Source organism: Actinomadura sp. WMMA1423, assembly GCF_006547145.1.
Lineage (GTDB): Bacteria > Actinomycetota > Actinomycetes > Streptosporangiales > Streptosporangiaceae > Spirillospora.
This window is the reverse complement of the sequence record NZ_CP041244.1, coordinates 6,777,095-6,796,008: the sequence shown is the minus strand read 5'-3', so window position 1 is coordinate 6,796,008 and position 18,914 is coordinate 6,777,095. Positions and strand designations below refer to the sequence as shown.

Sequence of the window (18,914 nt, the reverse complement as noted above, 5' to 3'; positions counted from 1 at the left end):
AGGAGCTCGGGCGCCTGGATGATCACCACCCGTCGTCGCGCATTCACCCGTGAATGACCGCGGCCCCCGCGGAACGGGGGCCGCGCACCGGGCGGAACGGGCGGCGCGGATTTCAGTAGGTGGCGAGTATTCCGGCGAGGACGTGGGGCGTCTGCTCGGGCGGCGCGGCCTCCGTGACCAGAGTGTTGAACATGTGCCAGTGGTGTTCGATCTCGGCGCGCCGCGTCGGGTAGACGGCATTGTCGGGACGCTCCAGGTAGACCATGTCCTGCAGACCCTGCTGCGGGAACCGGACGAGGGTGAGCGATCCGTCGCCGGCCACCTGGCCGGAGATGCCGAGGGGCGCGATCTGGATGGTGACGTTCGGCCGCCTGCACAGCTCGATGATGTGCCGGATCTGGGCGCGCATCGTCTCCGGCGATCCGGCGGGACGCCAGAGCGCCCCCTCGTCCAGCACGACCCAGAGGTTGAGCGGCCGCGGCCGGCGGCGCAGGACGCGCTGGCGCCGCATGCGGAACTCGACGCGCCGCTCGATCTCGGCCTCCGCACCGGGCCCGGGGCGGAGGGGGCGGAAGAGTTCGCGGGCGTAGTCCTCGGTCTGGAGCAGGCCGGGGACGAACCGGGCCTCGAACGTGCGGACCAGCTTGGCCGCCTGCTCTGCGCTGAGGTAGTCGCGGACCCAGCGCGGCACGATGTCGCCGTCGGCGTGCCACCAGGGCGGCGCGTCGGTCTGCTCGGCGAGGGCGAGCAGCGTGGCGCGCTCGCCGTGGTCGGCGCCGTAGCGGTCGAGCAGGCGGGCGACGTCGCCGGTCCTGGCGCGCGAGCGGCCCAGCTCCAGCCTGGTGATCTTCGACTCGGAGCCGTAGATCGCCAGGCCCGCCTTCCGGCGGGAGAGCCGGGCCGCCTCGCGAAGCTCGCGGAGCCGCTTGCCCAGCAGCATGCGCGGGACGAGCGGGTCGCCCAGCACGGGGGCCGCGCCCACCGGAGCGGTGCGGGTGCGCGCCGACCTCCCCTTCCTGCTGCCGGTGATCGTGACGGAGGCCAAGGGGGACTCCTCATCGGAAGAGGGCGTGGACGACCGCTCCGACTATAGTTCACGCTGCGCGTCGGAGACAGGACCGTATGTTACCTAGCGTGGCGGTCATGTGATCCGGTCCCGGAGGCGACTCCCGGCACGGCACGTCACGGCTTACGGGCCACCCCGCATCTGGTCGGCAGGTTCTCGCTCCCGATCGGCCCCACCTCGGGGCGCCACGCCCCGCTCGTCACCAGGCCCGGCTCCTCCAGTTCGAGCCCGTCGAAGTAGCCGCGGATGAACTCGGGGCTGCGCAGCCGGAACGGGATCGCGCCGGTCTCGTCGTAGGCGCGCTGCGCCGCGTTGAACGCCCCGTTCTCGTCGGTGGAGTCGTGCAGGATGAGGTAGCTGCCGGAGGGCAGCGGGTCCATCAGCCCGCGGACGACCTCGTACGCCTCGTCCGGGTCGACGATGTGCCCCAGCACGCCGATGATCAACAGCCCGACGGGGCGGGACAGGTCCAGCAGATCCGAGGCCCGGTCCATGATCGTCTTCGGGTCGTGCAGGTCGCAGTCGATGTAGGAGGTGCGGCCCTCGTTCATCAGCGCGCGGGCGTGCGCGAGGACGAGCGGGTCGTTGTCGACGTAGACGACCTTGGCGTCGGGCGCGGCGCGCCCGGCCATCTCGTGGGTGTTGTCGACGGTGGGCAGGCCGGTCCCGCAGTCCATGAACTGGCGGATCCCGCGCTCGCGGGCCAGGAACCGGATCGCCCGGTCCATGAAGTAGCGGCCCGCGCGGGCGATCTCCACGATGCCCGGGTACAGCCCCACGTAGTGGTCGCCGGCGAGCCTGTCGACCTCGTAGTTGTCGGTCCCGCCGAGCCAGTAGTTCCAGATCCGAGCCGACTGCGGAACGCCAGTGTTGATCTTGGCGTCCGATCCCTTCCTCGGGCCGGGCGTGGCATCCGTCATGGGTCTGACGCTCCTTCCAGCAGGTACGGGCACCTCTCGCGGCAAACTTAGACCCCGCGCCACGGGAACGGCCGGAAATGTGGAATTCGGCCCTGTCCACGCTCCAATTCGGGTCCATGATGAATACGCAGGGTGATGGCGGTACCGAAATGTGCGTGGACGCGTGTGCTGTGGGTGACGCCTGTAATTCCAGAAACCGTTCGCGACCACGCGCCGGGCACCGGACTGAAATGATCACTTACGGAGTGGATATGAATCGGTGTCCGGGACGCCATGGCGGTCACACCGGAGGCCGGACAATGACCATCGGCCTTTCCTGACATTTTGCCAGATCAAGCGAAATTCATTACCCGGGAGCGAGCCGCCTTCCGCGATCACCTACCCGCACGAATCCGGATGCGCCCCACTCCCACCGTCCCCGGCTCTGCCACACCTCCATTATTGCGGCATTTCGGGCATTCTTCCGTCCAGTACCGGTACGCACGAGCCGGGAGTCTGCGTTCAGCGCCCCGCCCACACGGCTATCGCGAGCGCCACCCGGTCCTCGAAGGTCATCGGGTCGCGGCCGGTGAGCGACTCGATGCGCGACAGCCGGTGGCGGAGGGTGTTCGGGTGCAGGAACAGGGCGCGCGACGTCGCGCCGACCGCGCCGCCCATGTCCAGGAAGGCGCGCAGCGTCTCGGTGAGGCGGGTTCCGTGCGCGGCGTCGTAGTCGCTCAGCGGCCGGGCGATCTGCTCGAGGAACGGGGCCAGCTGGTCCTGGTCGAGCCGGTCGAGGAGCGCCTGGAAGGTGGCGAGGTCGGAGGCGTACACGACCCCGCCGGTGCGGCGCGCGGAGTCGAGCGCGGTGAGGCTCTCGGCGATCGAGAGGGGCAGGTGCTCCAGCGGGCCGGCGCTGCCGACGCCGGCGGGCTCGGTCCAGACGTGGGCGTCGTTGGTGACGAGCAGGGCCGTGTTGTCGGCCTGGCCGAGGACGCCGGGCAGGTCCTCGTCGACCGTGCCGTCCATCGCGACCACGAGCAGCGCCGCGAAGTCGAGCCCGGCGTCGTCGATCCGGGGGCGCAGCGCCTCGGCGGACGCGAGGCCGTCGCGCACCATGCGCAGCAGCCGGCCGGTCTCCTCCCGCTCGTGCCGCTCGTCGCCCGCGGACGCGAGCCGCTCGGCGAACCACTCGGTGAACCCGAGGAACGGGACCTCCGGCGGCACCTCCAGCAGCGGGAGGCCGACGCGGTCGCAGGCCAGGCGCAGCTCGTCGGGCACCGTGTCGGTCATGTCGCCGACGCCGTAGCCGATCGCGCTCGCACGTCCGGCCTTGGCCGAGTCGACGAAAGCGGCGCACGCGCCCGCGTCCCGCAGCGCCGCGCCGACCGTGAGGACGATCTCGTTCCCGTCCAGGTAGGGGCCGGGGTCGAGCAGCTCGGTGGAGTGCGCCCAGCGGACGGGGCGGTCGAGCCCGCCCTCCCCGCCGACCAGGCGCAGCCTGAAGCGCGGCACCTCGAGGAGGTCCCGGACGGTGACGTGCGGCGGCGCGGGATCGCTGGTCACAGCCTCACCCTCTCACTCCGCCGAGGTGCCGTCCCGCGCCCGTGACCGTCTTTTGGGCAAGTGCACGAAAGGTCGGGCGCGCCATGGTGGCTTCGGCCAAGAAATCGCCATGACGCTTGCCACCAGCACTTATGCCGGGTTTGCCTGGACCTTTCAAGCCACCGCGATATGCCGGACGAGGCGCTCGAACGGGCGGGGTGCCGGTCGCATCGAGGGGGGTGACCTCATGGAGGGGCGGGTCGTGCTCGTCACCGGGGCGGCCGGGGGGATCGGGTCGGCCGTGGTGCGGGAGATGGCCGGGCGCGGGTGGCGGACGGCGGGGCTGGACCTGCGCCCGGCCCCCGACGCCGACCACTCGGTGGGCGTGGACGTGGCGGAGCTCGCGCAGGTGCGCGCGGCGATCCGGCGGATCGAGCGGGAGCTCGGCCCGGTCGAGGCGGCGGTGTGCGCGGCCGGGCACCACGCGATCGTTCCGGTGTCCGACATCGCCTGGCCCGACTGGCGTCGGATGCTGCGAGTGCACCTCGGCGGCATGGTCAACGTGTGCGCCGTCGTCGCGCCGGAGATGGCCGAGCTCGGCCGGGGCAGCGTGGTGCCGATCATCTCCCATCTCTCCGTCACCGGCGCGAACGCCGAGGCGCACTACGCGGCCGCCACCGGCGCGGTGATCGGGTTCGTCCGGTCGCTGGCCGCGGAACTGGCGCCGTCCGGGGTGCGGGTGAACGCGGTGGCGCCCGGCCCGACCGACACGCCGATGCTCCCGCCCGACTCTCCCTCGCGCAGGCCGTCCTACCTGCAGGGGCTGCCGACCGGGCGGCTGACGTCCCCGGAGGAGGTCGCGCTCGCCACCGCCTACCTCGTCGAGGACGCCACGTTCTGCACCGGTGAGATCCTCTCCCCCAACGCCGGGACGGTGCTGTGATGACGATCGCGCTGATCACCGGGGCGGCCGGCGGGGTGGGCACGGCCGTGGCGCGCCGGCTCGCCGCCGACGGGCGGCTGGTGGCCCTCAACGACCTCCCCGACCGGGACGTGGCCGGGCTCGCCGCGGAGCTGAACGGCGTCGCCGCGCCGGCCGACGTGTCCGACCCGGCGGCGGTGAACGCGATGGTGGCGGAGGTCGAGCACCGGACGGGCGGGCAGATCGCGCTCCTGGTCACCTGCGCCGGCCGGCCGGCGATGGCCCCGTTCACCGCGGAGGAGGACCTCGGCGACTGGTGGCGGACGGTCGACGTCGACCTCGGTGGGGTGTTCGCGTGCGCGCAGGCCGTCATGCCGGGCATGGTCGATCGGGGCGGCGGCCGGATGGTCTTCGTCGCGTCCGAGTGGGGGGTGATCGGCTGGCCGCACGCGAGCGCCGACTCGGCGTCGAAGGCGGGGACCATCGCGCTCGCCAAGTCGCTCGGCCGCGAGCTGGCCCCGCTCGGCATCGCGGTGAACGCGATCGCGCCGAGCGCGATCGACACCCCGCGGCTGGAGGTGGACGCCGCGGCGGCGGGGGTGACGGTCGCGGAGATCCGCGCCCGGTACGCCGCGCGGACGCCGCTCGGCCGGATCGCCTCGCCCGAGGAGATCGCCGCAGCGGTCGCGTTCCTGGTCGACGAGCGGCTGCCCACGCTCGTCGGCCAGATCCTGCACGTCAACGGCGGCACCACCCGTGCCCGCGCCTGACCCGCGAGAATGTGACGGCGCATTTAGCGCACCTCGTCGCCGACGGGGCGCCGAAGGTGTTCCAGGGACACGGTCGCGCCCCGGCTGGTGGGCGGCCTCGCCGCCGAGATGATCGGCTACCACCGCGCGCAGGGCGACCACATCATCCTGGCGGGCACCAGGGCGATCACGACCGTGCGCAGCCGCTACACCGAGGCTCGGATCGCCCGGCACGGCCAGTACGCCGTCCTCGGGGCGGGGCTCGACACCTACGGCTACCGCGCGGACCCCGGCGTCCGCGTCTTCGAGATCGACCACCCGGCGACGCAGGAATGGAAAAGGGGACTGCTGGCGGCGGCCGGAATCCCGGTTCCGGAGAACGTCGTCCTCGTGCCCGTCGACTTCGAGACCGACGACCCGGTGGAACGGCTGGCCGCCGGCGGATTCGACCTCGGCCGGTCCGCTCTCGCCGGCCGGCTCGGCGTCGGTTACCACCTCGCCCGATGAGATCGAGGGGCTGCTGGCGGCCGGCGGGTTCGCGGTCGAGGAGAACGTGAGCGTGCGGGACGCCGTCCCGGCGCACCTGTGGCGGCGGGACGACGCCCTGCGGCCGTTCGACTTCTTCCGGCTGGTCAGGGCGACCGTCACGGGGTGACCGGCGATTTCGCCGATGCCCGGGGGCGCGGCGCGTGCGGAGAATGTGCGCGTCCCGGAGCCGGCCCGCCGGCTCCGGGCTCCGTCTCCGGAGCCGATGGACGGCTCCGCCACCCCGAACAGGAGCGAACCCCGTGCCCTCCCTCACCGCACGCACGGCGAAGACGGCGCTCGCCGCGGCGCTGACCGCCGCCGCCCTCGCCTTCCCCCAGGCCGCGCAGGCCGCCGCCAACCCCTACGAGCGCGGTCCCGCCCCGACGCAGCAGAGCATCGAGGCCCTGCGCGGCCCGTTCGCCACGTCCCAGACGAGCGTCTCCTCGCTGAGCGTCACCGGGTTCGGCGGCGGGACGATCTACTACCCGACCAGCACCGCCGAGGGCACCTTCGGCGCCGTCGCGGTGGCGCCCGGCTACACCGCCGACCAGAGCAGCATGGCCTGGCTCGGCCCGCGCCTCGCCTCGCAGGGCTTCGTCATCTTCACGATCGACACCCTCACCCGCCTCGACCAGCCCGACAGCCGCGCCCGGCAGCTGGAGGCCGCGCTCGACTACCTCACGCAGCGCAGCAGCGTCCGGAGCCGGATCGACACGACCCGGCTCGGCGTGATGGGCCACTCGATGGGCGGCGGCGGGACGCTGGAGGCCGCGGAGGACCGCCCGCAGCTCCAGGCGGCGATCCCGCTGACGCCGTGGGACCTGCAGAAGAACTTCTCGGACGTCCGCGTCCCCACCATGATCATCGGTGCGCAGGCGGACACGATCGCGCCGGTCGCCACGCACTCCCAGCCGTTCTACGAGAGCATCCCGGCGGCGTCGGAGAAGGCGTACCTGGAGCTGGCGGGCGCCAGCCACTTCGCGCCCAACACCTCGAACACGACGATCGCGAAGTACAGCATCTCCTGGCTCAAGCGGTACATCGACAACGACACCCGCTACGACCAGTTCCTGTGCCCCGCGCCCGCCCGCGGCCTGACCATCTCCGAGTACCGGGACACCTGCCCGAACTCCTAGGGGTCCACCGGGCCCGACGACCGGGCCCCCTCACCGACCGAGCCCCCTCACCGACCGGGCCGCCCGCCGCCTCCCCGCGCGGGCGGCCCCTCGGCGTGCGGGCCGGGCGAGCCGTCCCCGGGGCCGTGCAGCCGCAGCGCGCTCAGTGCGAGGACGAGTTCCACGAGGTCGCCGGGCCGGGCGAGGGTACGCCCGGTGAGCTGCTCGATCCGGCGGAGCCGGTTGAGCACGGTGTTGCGGTGGCAGAACAGCCGGTCGGCCGCGCGGGCCGCGGAGCCGTCGCACTCCAGCCAGGTCTCCAGCGTCGTCAGCAGGGCGTCGCGGAACCCGGGGTCGACGTCCCCGAGCCCGCCGAGCGCGACGTCTCCGAGCCGTCCGGCGAGGCGGGGCTGTGACAGGACGAGGGCGTCGGGGAGCCGGCGGTCCAGGCGGGCGATCTGGTTGCCGGGGCCGCGGCAGGTCCGCAGCGCCAGCTCGGCGAACCAGCGGGCGCCGCCCAGCTCGGCGAGGGAGCCGACCACGGGGCTCACGCCGGCGTGCGAGCGCGCGTAGGGGCGGACCGCGTCGACGAGGTCGTCCAGCTCGGCGGTGCCGAGCGCGACCAGCGCCACCTGGGCGTCGGTGCGCAGCCGCCAGATGAAGCGCATCCCGCCGCTGTCGCCGGGGCGCCGGTTCACACCGTCCCCGAACCCGCCCTCGGCGCCGAGCATCACGACGGCGTAGCGGCCGGTGGCGGGCAGCCCGAGGACGGACGTCGCGGTCGCGAGCAGCCCGCCGTCGGCGCCCTGGCCGTCCAGGAGCGCGTCCACGATCGCCTGGACGCGCTCCTCGCTGCGCCGCGCGAGGTCCAGCTCGGTGCGGTGGTAGGCGGCGGCCGCCGCGCCGGACTGCTGGTCGATCGTGTCCCAGGTGCGGGTCGCCTGCCGGATCAGCGCCGAGACGTTCTCCGGGTCGTGGCGGCCGACGACCTCGACGACGGCCTCCCAGAACACCCGCCCCGCGAGCCGGTAGGAGCGCAGCAGCTGGTCGAGCGGCTGCCCCTGGTGGGCGCGACGCTGCCCGAGCCGCCGCGCCCACTCCAGGTCGGCGCGGCCGCGGCCGGGTTCCAGGATCGTCTTGAAGCCGTGCCCGAGCCCGGTGTGGCACATCTCCCACACGTCGTGGCGGAACGCGTCGTCGCTCCCGCCTCGGTCGCCGGAGAGGATCTCGGCCGCGAGCCGGTCGGCGAGGTCGGGCAGGCGGTCCGCGAGCCGCAGCACCGCCTTGCGCATGATCGTGCGATCGGCGTCGACCTGGCCGACGTTCATCGGGGGCCACCTCCAGCACCGGCGCGCTCCCGCACAACGCGGGGGCCTCATCGTGCCACCACGGGGGCGCACGGGCCATCGGGGGACGGCGACACTGTGCCCGCTCACAATCGGCGCCGGTCGCGATTGCGCCGCGTCCCCGAAACCGGAGGCCGCTCTGGACCGGTACCGGGTGCGCGTGTTGACCTAGGGTCCCCTTCCCTTTTGAGTCCCCGTCCAATAGGGCCGTCCCGCGGTCCCGGGCGGGGGTGGTTCCCGCCGAGGAGGGACCGGCATGACACACGAACGGCTGCACGGACGCGAGCGCGACCTCCAGGCGGTCGAGGCGATGCTCGACCGCGCCCGGGACGGGCACGGCGGCGCCCTGGTCGTCGCCGGGGACGCCGGGGTCGGCCGGACGGCCCTCCTGGAGGCCGCCGTGCGCGGCGCGGGAGCGGGCTTCCGCGCGCTCGGCACGACCGGCGTCCCCGCCGAGACCGGCGTCCCGTTCGCGGGGCTGCACCGGCTGCTGCGCCCGCTGTCCGACCAGGTCGCGCGGCTGCCGGCGGGGCACCGCGACGCCCTCGCGGCGATCCTGTCCGGCGCGCCGCGCGCCGAGCCGTTCGTGCTGTTCACGGCGGTGTGCGAGCTGCTGGGGCGGGCCGCCCGGAACGGGCCCGTGCTGTGCTGGGCCGACGACGTCCAGTGGCTGGACCGCGGCTCGCTGGAGGTGCTGGCGTTCGCGGCCCGGCGCGTCGAGGACGAGCGGGTCGCGGTGCTGTTCGCCGCCCGCGACGGGGAGCCGGAGGCGGGCGCGCTCGGCGGCATCCGGCGGCTGCGGCTCGCGCCGCTGGCCGAGGACGCGAGCCGCCGCGTGCTGCGCGACGCGCTCGGCAGCGCCCTGGACGGCTCGGCGGGCGGCGACCTGACCGAGGAGATCGTCGACCTGGCCTGCGGGCGGCCCCTGGCGATCCGCGAGCTGGCCGCGGCGCTGACGTCCGGGCAGCTGTCCGGGGCCGCGCCGCCGCCGCGGGCGCTTCCCCCGTCCAGTTCGCTCCGCGCGCTGCACCGGCGCCGCTACCTCGCGCTGCCCTCCGGGGCGCGGCGGCTGGTCCTGATGACCGTGGCGGAGGAGTGGCTCGGCACCGCGACGATGGCGCGGGCCGTCCGGGCGGACGGCATCGGCGGCGCCGACCTCGACGCCGCCCGCGAGTCGGGGCTGCTGCGGTTCGAGGGCGACGGGGTGGCGGTCCGCAACCGGCTCGTCCGGTCCTCGCTGTGGGCGGACGCCTCGCGCGAGGAGCGGCAGGACGCGCACACGCTGCTCGCCGGCGTCCTCGTCCGGGAATGGCAGCGGCCGCGGCGGCTCTGGCACCGCGCGGCCGTGGCGGGCGAGCCCGACGACCGGCTCGCCAGCGAGCTCGCGGAGGCGGCGGCCGCGGCCGGGCGCGCGGGCCGGTACGCCGACTCCTGGCGGATGTGGCAGCGCGCCGCGACACTGACGGTCGAGCACGGCGCGCGGACGGACCGGTACCTGGCGGCCGCCGCGGACGCCTGGGCGAGCGGGCGGTCGCGGCGGGCCCGCGCCATGCTCCGGCAGGTCCGCCCGCGCGGCTGCGACGGCGTCCGCACCGCCCGCGCCGCCGCGCTGCGCGGCGAGATCGAGGCGGCGGCGGGCTCCCCCGCGGCGGCGGTCCCCGTGCTGCGCGACGCGGCCGAGCGGCTCGCCGGAACCGACCCCGAGGCGGCTCTGGACGCGCTGATGTGGGCGGCCGACGCCGCCGACGCCTCGGGCGACCACCACGCCTGCCTGGAGGTCGCGGGCCGCGCCGCGGCACTGGACCTCCCCGCCCCCGGCCCGCGCGCCGAGCTGCTGCTCGCCCGCCTCGGCGGGTTCGCGGCCACGATGCGCGGCCGGTACCCGGAGGCGAGGGAACGGCTGGGGCACGCCGTGCGCCTAGGCGCGGACGTGGCCGACCCGGCCGCGCAGGTGTGGGCGGCCCTCTCGGCCCTCACGCTCGGGGACGGCCCCCGCGCCCGCGCGCTCGCGGGCGAGGCCGTCGCCTCGGCCAGGCGGACGGGCGACGCGCCCGCCGAGTCGTTCGCGCTGATGATCGCCGGACGGTGCGAGGCGCTGCTCGGGCATCCGCCCGCGCCGATCGCCGCGTGCCACGACGGCCTGCGCCTCGCGCGGGCCACCCGGCTGCACGGGCACGCGACCGAGCAGCTCGCGACGCTCGCGCTCGCCGCCTCGTTCAACGGCGACGAGGCCGGGGCGCGCGAGCTGCTGGAGCGGCTCACCGGGACCGCCGACGAGCGCGGCCTCGCCCGCGCGGCCGCGCTCGGGTCATGGGCGCCCGCGTGCCTGGACCTCGCCGCGGACCGGCCCGCCGACGCGGCGGCGCGCCTGCGGCTGCCGGGCGCGGCGGGGCTCGCGCACCCGCCCGCGCGGCTCCTCGCCGTCCCGCACCTGGTCGAGGCCCTGGTCCGCACCGGCGAGCACGACCCGGCCGCGCGGGCCTACGAGCACTTCCGCCGCTGGGTGGACGGGATCGGCTCGCCCCCCGGCCCGGAGGCGCTCGGCCGCCGCTGCCGGGCCCTGCTCGCCGGATGCGACGACGAGGCCGAGGAGCACTTCGACGAGGCCCTGCGCCTGCACGAGGCCGCCGGCGCCGTGTTCGAACTCGCCCGCACGGAGCTGCTGTTCGGGCACCGGCTGCGGCGCGGGCGGCGCCCACGCGCCGCCCGCGAGCACCTGCGCGCCGCGCTGCGGATCTTCGAACGCTACGGCGCCGCCCCGTGGACCGCGCAGGCCCGCGCGGAGCTGCGCGCCGCCGGGGAGACCGCGCCGCGGGCGGCGAGCGGTTTCGGCAAGCTCACCGCGCAGCAGGCGCACATCGCCCGGATGGCCGCCGAGGGGGCGACCAACCGGGAGATCGCTGCGCGCCTGCTGCTCAGCCCGCGGACGATCGACCACCATCTCCGCAACGTCTTCACCCGGCTCGGGATCCGTTCGCGCGTCGAGCTGGCCCGGCTGATCCGCTGAGGATCAGCCGCCGGTCATCCGCCGCTCGCCGATCCGGCCTGCCGCCGGGTCACCGGGCCTGCTGCGGCTCCTCCTCGCGCTCCTCGGTCTTGCTGCTGCTGGAGGAGGTCCGGGTGCTCCGGCCGTTGCGGGAGCCCCTCGAGGAGGACTCGGTCTCCTTGGAGTCCTTCGCCTCGTCCTTGGCGTCGTCCTTGGCCTCGGCCTTGGCGCCGTCGGAGCCGTCCTTGCCAGACTTCTCCTCTTCCTCCAGGGCGTCCTCGTGCGTCTTGACGACCTCGCTGTCGCGGATCTCGCCGCGCCAGCCCTCGATCTCGTCGGCGCGGGTGAGGGAGTTCGTCATCACGTACCGGCGGAAGTGCTTCAGCTCCAGCCGGGCGCGGCGGCCCTGGGCGCGCCAGATGTTCCCGGTCCGCTCGAAGAGGCCCTGCGGGTGGTACTCCAGGACGACCAGGACGCGGGTCATGTTGTCCGAAAGCTCGTGGAAGCTCACGGTGCCGTCCACGTGGCCCTTCGCGCCCTTGGAGCGCCACACGATGTGCTCGTCGGGCACCTGCTCGACGATCGTCGACTCCCAGGACCGCGCCGACCAGAAGATCTTGGCCTTCCAGTTCAGCTTGGTGTCGTCGGCCTGGTCGACGCTGACGACCTTCTTCATGAAGGACGGGTACTCCTGGAACTGCGTCCACTGGTCGTAGACGAGGCGGCGCGGCGCACCGATGTCGAGGTGCTCGACGATGTTGGTGACCTTCACCTTCTTCCCGCCGCCCTTGCCGCCCTTGCCGCCCTTCCCGTCCTTGTTGCCGAAGGGAAGGATGTTCTTGAGCTTGCCGAAGATGCCCTTGCCCTTGCCGTCGTCGGACTGCTCGTCCTTGCCGGACTCGTCGGCGTCCTTGGCCTCGTCCTTGGCGCCGTCCTTGGCGCCGTCCTTGGCCTCGTCCTTGGCCTCGTCCTTGGCCTCGTCCTTCGCGCCGTTCCCGGTGCCGGAGGCCTTGGACTGCTCCTGCTCGCCCTGGTCCTGGTCGCGCCCGGCGCGGTTGCCGGCGAGGGCCCGGCTCGCCGCGACGGCCGCGCCCGCGCCGAGCAGGACGCCGCCGGCGGTGCCGACGGCCCGGCCGCCCGGGAGGGCCTTGGTGATGGCGCCGAGACCGGACGAGCGCTTGCGCCCGCCGATCGGCAGCCTCTTGGCGATCTGTCCGACGGGCAGCTTGCCCACCGGGTTTGCGCGTGCCATGTTCCGCTTCCTCACTTGGGGTTGGTGACGGTCTCGCCGTCGCGGATCTCGCCGCGCCAGCCCTCCACCTCGTCCGGGCGGAGGAGCGCCTGCGTCATCACGTGGCGGCGGAAATGCTTCAACTCGAGTCGTGCACGGCGGCCCTGGGCGCGCCAGAGGTTGCCCGTCCGCTCGAAGAGACCGACCGGGTGGTACTCCAGGACCAGCAGGATCCGGGTCAGGTCCGGTGCCAGCTCGTGGAAGCTGACCGTCCCGTGGGCGTAGCCCTTGGGCCCCTTCGAGCGCCACACGATGTGCTCGTCGGGGACCTGCCTCTTGATCGTCGACTCCCACGTCCGCGCCGACCAGAAGATCTTGGCCTTCCAGTTCAGCTTGGTGTCGTCGGCCTGGTCGACGCTGACGACCTTCTTCATGAAGGTCGGATAGTCCTGGAAACGCGTCCACTGGTCGTAGACCAGGCGGCGCGGCGCACCCACGTCGATCTGCTCGACGATGTTGGTCAGCTTCCCCTTTCGTCCCCTTCCGAAGATGCCGGCGAGGGTCTCCTTCAGGGCCGTCCAACCGAAGCTCAGCAGCGCGCGAAAGGGGGACTTGCCCTCCTGCAGCGCCTTGACCCCGGCCAGAGCGGCCTTGGCGAGCGGGCCCGCCTGCTCGGCCTTCGCGGTGAGGTTCCGGACCGCTCGGTCGAGCCGGCGTTCGAGCCGGGTGACGAGCCCGCTCACGGCACGGCGTGCCAGGCGCGGGGCCGAGAGCGCGGCCAGCGCCCCGCCGGCGCCGGCGGCCGCGCCCACGATCGGGCCCGTCCGGAGTTTCATGTCCTGTCCACCTCATCGTCCAACTCGGGTACTGCGCCGGGTTACCCGGTCAAGCAAGGGCAAAACAGGACGCAGGAAGGAATTGGACTTCGCTTCCGACCGATGGTGACAGAAATGTGTCCGGACGTTCACTCCAAGTGCACGCGAGGGATCATCGCAGCCGGACGACCAGACCAGCCCAGCGTGGACACCGGACCAGACGGGTCCCCGAAACGCCATAAAACGGTTGGGATTCGGCGAAACACGAGCCTCTTGGACCGGTAGAGACCGCTGTTTATCTTCAACCCCACCGCGCGCGTCAGTGCTCAGGCAGTAACTCTTCGCCACCTCGCTGATCGCGATGCCCAGAAGGCGGGACGGGTCCGGTCGGAGGCCCCTCGACCGCCTGGACGACCAGGCGACCGTCGTGCGGGGTGTAGATCTCGAGCCGGTGGTCGGGGCTGTCCTTCGCACTCGTCGCGGACACCGCCGTCGGCGCGGTCCCGGTCACCGCCGGTCAAGTGCAGCCCGCGCCCGCTGGTCCTAGTCGGCTTCGACGAGCCTGGCCAGGTTGTCCAGGGCCATGCGCGTGCCGGTCTCGTTGTCGGCGGCGGGGATGGTATCGGGCAGCCCCTCGTGGACGATGAGGACCTCGGTGCCGCCGTCGACCTCGGTGAGCGTCGTGGTCATCCTCATCTCGCCCCGGAGGGCGGGGTCGTCGGCCTCGAACTCGAAGACCTCGACCACGCGCTCGTCCGGCACGAGCTCCACGAAACGCCCGTGGTAGGTGTCGGTGTGCGCCGACGTCTTCCCCGTGCCGGTCGGCACGTCGTAGGTGAGCGAGATCCGGAACGCGCCGCCCTCGCGGCCGTCGAACTCGTGCACCGTGCTGGTCATCCCGTCCGGTACTCGCCACAGCGTGATGGCGTCGGCGTCGAGGAGCGCCCGGTAGACGGTCGAAGGACGGGCCTTCACGTGCCGCGACACCCGCGTCGAGTACATGCGGCCACCCTACGGCGCCCCCCCCGACACGCCCCCGCCGCGCCGGAGCCCGGCCGGTTCAGGGGCGGCGAGAGCGGAAGGCGCGCCGGTAGTCGGTCGGCGGGACGCCGACGTGCCGGGTGAAATGGCGCCGCAGGTTCGCGGCCGAGCCCAGGCCGCTGCGGCGGCTCACCTGGTCGACGGGAAGGTCGGTGGTCTCGAGGAGCACGCGGGCGCGGCCGAGGCGCTGGTCGAGGAGCCATCGGGACGGCGTGGTCCCGGTGTGGGCGGTGAAGCGGCGGGCGAACGTCCGGGGGCTCATCCGCGCCCGCCGGGTGAGGTCGGTGACGGTCAGCGGCTCGTCGAGGCGCGCGGCGGCCCACTGGAGGACCTGCCCCAGACCGTCCCCGTCGGTGCGGGGCACGGCGAGTTCGACGTACTGGGCCTGGCCGCCGGGACGGTGCGCGGGCACCACCATGGTCCGGGCCACCCGGTTGGCGACGTCCGCGCCGAGGTCGCGGCGGACGATGTGCAGGCACAGGTCGAGCCCGGCGGTGCGTCCGGCGCTGCTCAGAACGTTCCCGTCGTCGACGTAGAGCACCGAGGCGTCCACCCGGACCTCCGGGTACCGGCGCTGGAGGGTGTCGGCGAACATCCAGTGGGTGGCGGCGGACCGTCCGTCCAGGATCCCGGCGGCGGCGAGGGCGAACGCGCCGGTGCACAGCGAGACGATCCGCGCGCCCGCGCGGTGCGCCGCCGCGAGCGCGTCGGTCAGCCCCGACGGCACCGGGCGGTCGGACTCCACGTGGGCGTACGGCAGCGCGGGGACGACCACCGTGTCGGCGCCGGCCAGGGCGTCGAACCCGTGCCCGGCGTTGAGGGTGAACCCGAACTCCAGGCGCACGTCTCCGGGCACGGTCGAGCACAGCCGCAGCCCGTACCACGGGACGGCGGAGTCGGCCCACACCGAGCGGAAGACCTGGCAGGCGATCCCGACCTCGAAGAACGGCATCTCGTCGAGCAGGACGAGGGCGACGGAGGCGTGCGTCATGACCGTCCAACCTATGGCGAAATGCGTGCGAATATAGGCGGATTTGCCACTCGTGGGTACCCGCGCCGGGCTGCGACCGTGGACTCCCACAACACTCCTCGCGCAAGGAACGAGCCATGTCCGAGACCCCCAGCCCCACGTCCGATCCCGTGGTCGACCACCTCTGCTCCGTCGTCGAACTGCGGCAGTACACGCTCCGGCCGGGGGGCCGGGCCGTCCTGACCGATCTCTTCGACCGCGAGTTCGTCGAGACCCAGGAGGCCGTCGGGATGCGCGTCATCGGGCAGTTCCACGACGAGGCCGACCCGGACCGGTACGTGTGGCTGCGCGGCTTCCGCGACATGGAGGCGCGGAAGGCGGGACTCACCGCCTTCTACCTGGAAGGCGCGGCCTGGAAGGAGCACGGCGTCGCCGCCGCCGAGACCATGATCGACTCCGATGACGTCCTGCTGCTGCGGCCGGTGGAGCCCGGCTCCGGCTTCGCGCCCGCGGGCGGGCGGCCGCCGGTCGGCGCCGCGCCTCCCGAGTCGCGGGTGACGGCGACGATCCTGCACCGCGGGGCCCCCGTCGACGCCGCGTTCGCGGCCTACTTCGGCGACGCGGTCGCGCCCTTCCTGACCGGCCTCGGAGCCGCTCCCGTCGCCCGGTTCCAGACCGAACCGGCCGAGAACACCTTTCCGCTCCTCCCCGTCCGGGAAGACGCGAACGTCTTCGTCTGGTTCACGGTCTTCGAGAACGCCGCCCGCGTGCGCGACCACCTCGACCGGCTGGCCCGGTCGCCGGAGTGGACCGAACGGCTCCTGCCCGCCCTCGCCGCCGGCTCCCCGGCGCCGCCGGAGCGGCTGACCCTGGCCCCGACCGGCCGCTCGGCGCTGCGCTGAACCATCCCGGCGCGGTGGTCGATTCGTCCGTCTTTGTGCAGGGTGCGGCTTGTAGTGTGGTCCCGTGCTCATGGGGCGAGACCGCGAGCTCGACCACCTCTCCGGCCTGCTCGAGGACGCCCGAGCCGGGCGGAGCAGGACGGTGGTGGTCCGGGGCGAGGCGGGGATCGGCAAGACGGCCCTGGTCGAACAGGTCGCGGCGGACGCCGGGGACATGCGGGTCGTCCGCGGCTCCGGAGTCGAGTCCGAGTCGGAGCTGGCGTTCGGCGGGCTGCACCTGATGCTGCATCCCTACGCCGACCGGTTCGACGCGCTGCCGGAGCAGCAGGCGGCGGCGCTGCGGTCGGCGTTCGGGCTCGGGTCGGGACCGGCGGGCGACCGCTTCCTCATCGGCGCGGCCACGCTCACGCTCCTGTCGGAGCTGGCCGCGGACCGCCCGCTGGTGTGCCTGGTCGACGACGCGCAGTGGCTGGACAACGCCTCGCTGGACGCGCTGCTGTTCGCCGCCCGCCGGCTCGGCGCCGACCCCATCTCCATGATCTTCACGGCCCGGGACGGCGCCCGCCCGTTCCCCGACCGCGGCCTCGAAGTGCTGCGGCTGACCGGGCTGGAGCGCGGCCCCGCCGAGGACCTGGTGGCGGCGCGCGCGCCCGGCCTGACCGTCCCGGTGCGGGAGCGGCTGCTGGACGAGGCGGCCGGCAACCCGCTCGCGCTCATCGAGCTCGGCAACGCCCTGCGGTCGCGTCCCGCCCGTCCCGCCGGGCCGCTGCCGGTCGGCGGCCGGGTGCAGGAGACGTTCCGCCGCCGGCTGGCCGAGCTGCCGGACGCCACCCGCCGGCTGCTCCTGGTGGTCGCCGCCGACGGCACCGCCGACCTCGGCATCGTCCTGCGCGCCGGGGACGCGCTCGGTCTGACCCCCGCCGACCTCGAACCCGCCGAGGAGGCCGGTCTCGTCGTCCTGGACGGCGAGGAGGTGCGGTTCCGGCACCCGCTCATCCGCGCCGTCACCTACCAGGACGCGGCGCACCACCGGCGGATCGACGTCCACGGCGCCCTCGCGCGGGTCCTCGGCGGCGACGAGCACGCCGACCGGCGCGCCTGGCACCTGGCGGCGGCCGCGACCGGCCCGGACGAGGACGTCGCCGCCGAGCTCGAACGGGTCGCGCACCGCGCCGAGCTGCGCGGCGGGACGGCCGCCGTCGCCACCGCCTACGAGCGCGCCGCGCGGCTCAGCACCGAGCCGGAGGGCAAGGCCCGGCGGCTCGTCCACGCGGCGCGGGCCTCCTACGACGCGGGCCGTCCCGACCAGGCCGCGCGCCTCGCCGAGGAGGCCGAGCACCTCACCGCCGAGGACGGCGTCGTCGCCGAGGCCACCTTCATCCGCGCGCAGGTCGCCTACGAGCGCACCTCGCCGGCCGCCGACGCGGAGCTGGCGCTGCGGGGCGCGGCGCTCATCGCCGAGAGCGATCCCGAGCAGGCGGTGGCCATGCTGACGGAGGCCGTCTGGTCGGCGCGGGACGCCGGGGCGCACGACCTGGTGCGGCAGAGCGTCGAGCTGCTCCGCAAGGTGCGGCTGCCCGCGGGCTCGGCGAAGGCGCCGGTGGCCGCCGCGCTGATCGCCTACGGGCGGCTGCCGGACGGCGCCCCGGGGGCCGTCCCCCCGATGCGGGCCCTCTTCGAGGCGGCGCGCGGTGGCGGGGTCGAGGACGTCGTCGAGCGCCTCATCGGCGGTTTCATGGGCCTGCTCGTGGCCGACGACCGCGGCGCGACCGCGCTGCTGGAGGAGATGGCGGCGCAGGCCAGGGCCCGCGGCGCGCTCGGCTGGCTCCCCTACATCCTGGAGCCGCTCGCGATCGGGCGGGTGCTGCTCGGCGACCTGCGCGGCGCGGACGCGGTCGCCGCCGAGGGCATGTCGCTGGCCTCCGACATCGGCATGGACATGCAGGTCACCGCACTGAAGTGCATCACGGTACGGCTGGAGTCCGACGCCGAGCGCAGCCGCGCCCTGGCGCCGGACGTCCTCGGGCACGCCGACCTGCACCCGACCAACGCCGCGCTCGCGTCCTGGGGCCTCGGCCTGCTCGACCTCGCCGAGGGGAACGCCGCCGGCGCCCTGGCGCGGCTGGACGCGGTGTGCTCCGGCCCGGCCCGGCACGACGTGCTGATCCGCGCCGTCCCCGACCATGCGGAGGCGGCGGTGCGCGCGGGGCGACCGGAGCTGGCCCGCACGCACCTTCCGGCGTTCGAGACCTGGGCGGCGGCCGCGTCCAGCACGGCCCTGGTCTCCCGGTGCCGCGCCCTGCTCGCCGCCGGCGACGAGGCGGACGAGCACTACCGCACCGCCCTCGGCCTGCACGGCGACCGCGCCTACGACGCCGCGCGGACCCGGCTCCTGTACGGCGAGTGGCTGCGCCGCCGGCGCCGCCGCACCGAGGCGCGGGAGGAGCTGACCGCTGCGCGGGAGGCGTTCGCCCGGCTCGGCGCCGAGTGCTGGGCCGAGCGCGCCCGCGCCGAACTGGAGGTCCTCGGCGACCGCCCGGCGGCCCGGTCCGGGGACGCCGATCCCCTGAAGCGGCTGACCCCGCAGGAGCTCCAGGTGGTGCGGCTCGCCGCCGCCGGGCTCAGCAACCGGGAGATCGGCGCGCAGCTCTACCTCAGCCCCCGGACGGTCGGGCACCACCTCTACAAGGCGTATCCGAAGATCGGTGTCACCCGCCGCGTGGAGCTGGCCCGGCTGGTATCGGACACCTGACCTACCCTGACCGGCGCCCCGGGTGCCGGTCGCCCCGCCCGCGCGGC

Annotated in this window: 14 protein-coding genes and 1 pseudogene; 7 read left to right on the top strand and 8 right to left on the bottom strand. The window is 74.4% G+C overall.

Features of this window, described 5'->3' with window-relative positions; translation table 11 throughout:
• Positions 1-112: 112 nt before the first annotated feature.
• From FKD65_RS31515 to FKD65_RS31505, 3 genes are all read right to left on the bottom strand, one after another.
• Positions 113-1,045, bottom strand: coding sequence for a helix-turn-helix transcriptional regulator (locus tag FKD65_RS31515; RefSeq protein ID WP_240809687.1), 933 nt, complete (start codon positions 1,043-1,045; stop codon positions 113-115).
• A 137-nt stretch (positions 1,046-1,182) separates the two neighbouring features.
• The gene (locus FKD65_RS31510) at positions 1,183-1,986 is read right to left on the bottom strand and encodes an SAM-dependent methyltransferase (RefSeq protein ID WP_141581662.1); all 804 of its coding nucleotides are present in this window, start codon (positions 1,984-1,986) and stop codon (positions 1,183-1,185) included.
• 501 nt (positions 1,987-2,487) lie between these two features.
• Positions 2,488-3,531: a PucR family transcriptional regulator gene (locus FKD65_RS31505; RefSeq protein WP_141581660.1), complete on the bottom strand. Its 1,044-nt coding sequence runs from the start codon at positions 3,529-3,531 to the stop codon at positions 2,488-2,490.
• Positions 3,532-3,757: 226 nt separating this feature from the next.
• Here FKD65_RS31505 and FKD65_RS31500 point away from each other — a divergent pair, with 226 nt between their 5' ends.
• The 4 genes and pseudogenes from FKD65_RS31500 (at position 3,758) to FKD65_RS31485 (ending at position 6,845) form a co-directional block, all read left to right on the top strand.
• Complete coding sequence (locus tag FKD65_RS31500; RefSeq protein WP_141581658.1) at positions 3,758-4,453, top strand: SDR family NAD(P)-dependent oxidoreductase; 696 nt, start codon at positions 3,758-3,760, stop codon at positions 4,451-4,453.
• Entirely contained in the window at positions 4,453-5,202 is a 750-nt protein-coding gene (locus FKD65_RS31495) for an SDR family NAD(P)-dependent oxidoreductase (protein ID WP_141581656.1), read from the top strand. Before FKD65_RS31500 ends, FKD65_RS31495 begins: the two co-directional genes overlap by 1 nt.
• A 69-nt stretch (positions 5,203-5,271) precedes the next feature.
• Positions 5,272-5,688: pseudogene (locus FKD65_RS31490) on the top strand (class I SAM-dependent methyltransferase); the annotation flags it as partial.
• A gap of 329 nt (positions 5,689-6,017) precedes the next feature.
• Positions 6,018-6,845 (top strand): dienelactone hydrolase family protein, encoded by an 828-nt coding sequence (locus FKD65_RS31485; protein WP_240810381.1) that lies wholly within the window; start codon positions 6,018-6,020, stop codon positions 6,843-6,845.
• Positions 6,846-6,892: 47 nt separating this feature from the next.
• Here the strand turns inward: FKD65_RS31485 and FKD65_RS31480 are convergent, their stop codons facing one another.
• Complete coding sequence (locus FKD65_RS31480) at positions 6,893-8,152, bottom strand: CdaR family transcriptional regulator (RefSeq protein ID WP_141581654.1); 1,260 nt, start codon at positions 8,150-8,152, stop codon at positions 6,893-6,895.
• 274 nt (positions 8,153-8,426) lie between these two features.
• Here FKD65_RS31480 and FKD65_RS31475 point away from each other — a divergent pair, with 274 nt between their 5' ends.
• The gene (locus tag FKD65_RS31475) at positions 8,427-11,177 is read left to right on the top strand and encodes an AAA family ATPase (RefSeq protein WP_141581651.1); all 2,751 of its coding nucleotides are present in this window, start codon (positions 8,427-8,429) and stop codon (positions 11,175-11,177) included.
• A 49-nt stretch (positions 11,178-11,226) separates the two neighbouring features.
• Here FKD65_RS31475 and FKD65_RS31470 read toward each other — a convergent pair whose 3' ends face one another.
• The 4 genes from FKD65_RS31470 to FKD65_RS31455 form a co-directional block, all read right to left on the bottom strand.
• Positions 11,227-12,408 (bottom strand): SRPBCC family protein, encoded by a 1,182-nt coding sequence (locus tag FKD65_RS31470; protein ID WP_141581649.1) that lies wholly within the window; start codon positions 12,406-12,408, stop codon positions 11,227-11,229.
• 11 nt (positions 12,409-12,419) lie between these two features.
• Complete coding sequence (locus tag FKD65_RS31465; RefSeq protein ID WP_141581647.1) at positions 12,420-13,223, bottom strand: SRPBCC family protein; 804 nt, start codon at positions 13,221-13,223, stop codon at positions 12,420-12,422.
• 522 nt (positions 13,224-13,745) lie between these two features.
• On the bottom strand, positions 13,746-14,204 hold the full coding sequence (locus tag FKD65_RS31460; protein WP_141581645.1) for an SRPBCC family protein: 459 nt from the start codon (positions 14,202-14,204) through the stop codon (positions 13,746-13,748).
• A 58-nt stretch (positions 14,205-14,262) separates the two neighbouring features.
• Positions 14,263-15,234 (bottom strand): GlxA family transcriptional regulator, encoded by a 972-nt coding sequence (locus tag FKD65_RS31455; RefSeq protein WP_141581642.1) that lies wholly within the window; start codon positions 15,232-15,234, stop codon positions 14,263-14,265.
• A gap of 116 nt (positions 15,235-15,350) precedes the next feature.
• Between FKD65_RS31455 and FKD65_RS31450 the strand changes: the two genes are divergently transcribed.
• Entirely contained in the window at positions 15,351-16,115 is a 765-nt protein-coding gene (locus FKD65_RS31450) for an NIPSNAP family protein (protein WP_141581640.1), read from the top strand.
• Positions 16,116-16,185: 70 nt separating this feature from the next.
• Positions 16,186-18,867 (top strand): AAA family ATPase, encoded by a 2,682-nt coding sequence (locus FKD65_RS31445; protein ID WP_141587195.1) that lies wholly within the window; start codon positions 16,186-16,188, stop codon positions 18,865-18,867.
• Positions 18,868-18,914: the final 47 nt, after the last annotated feature.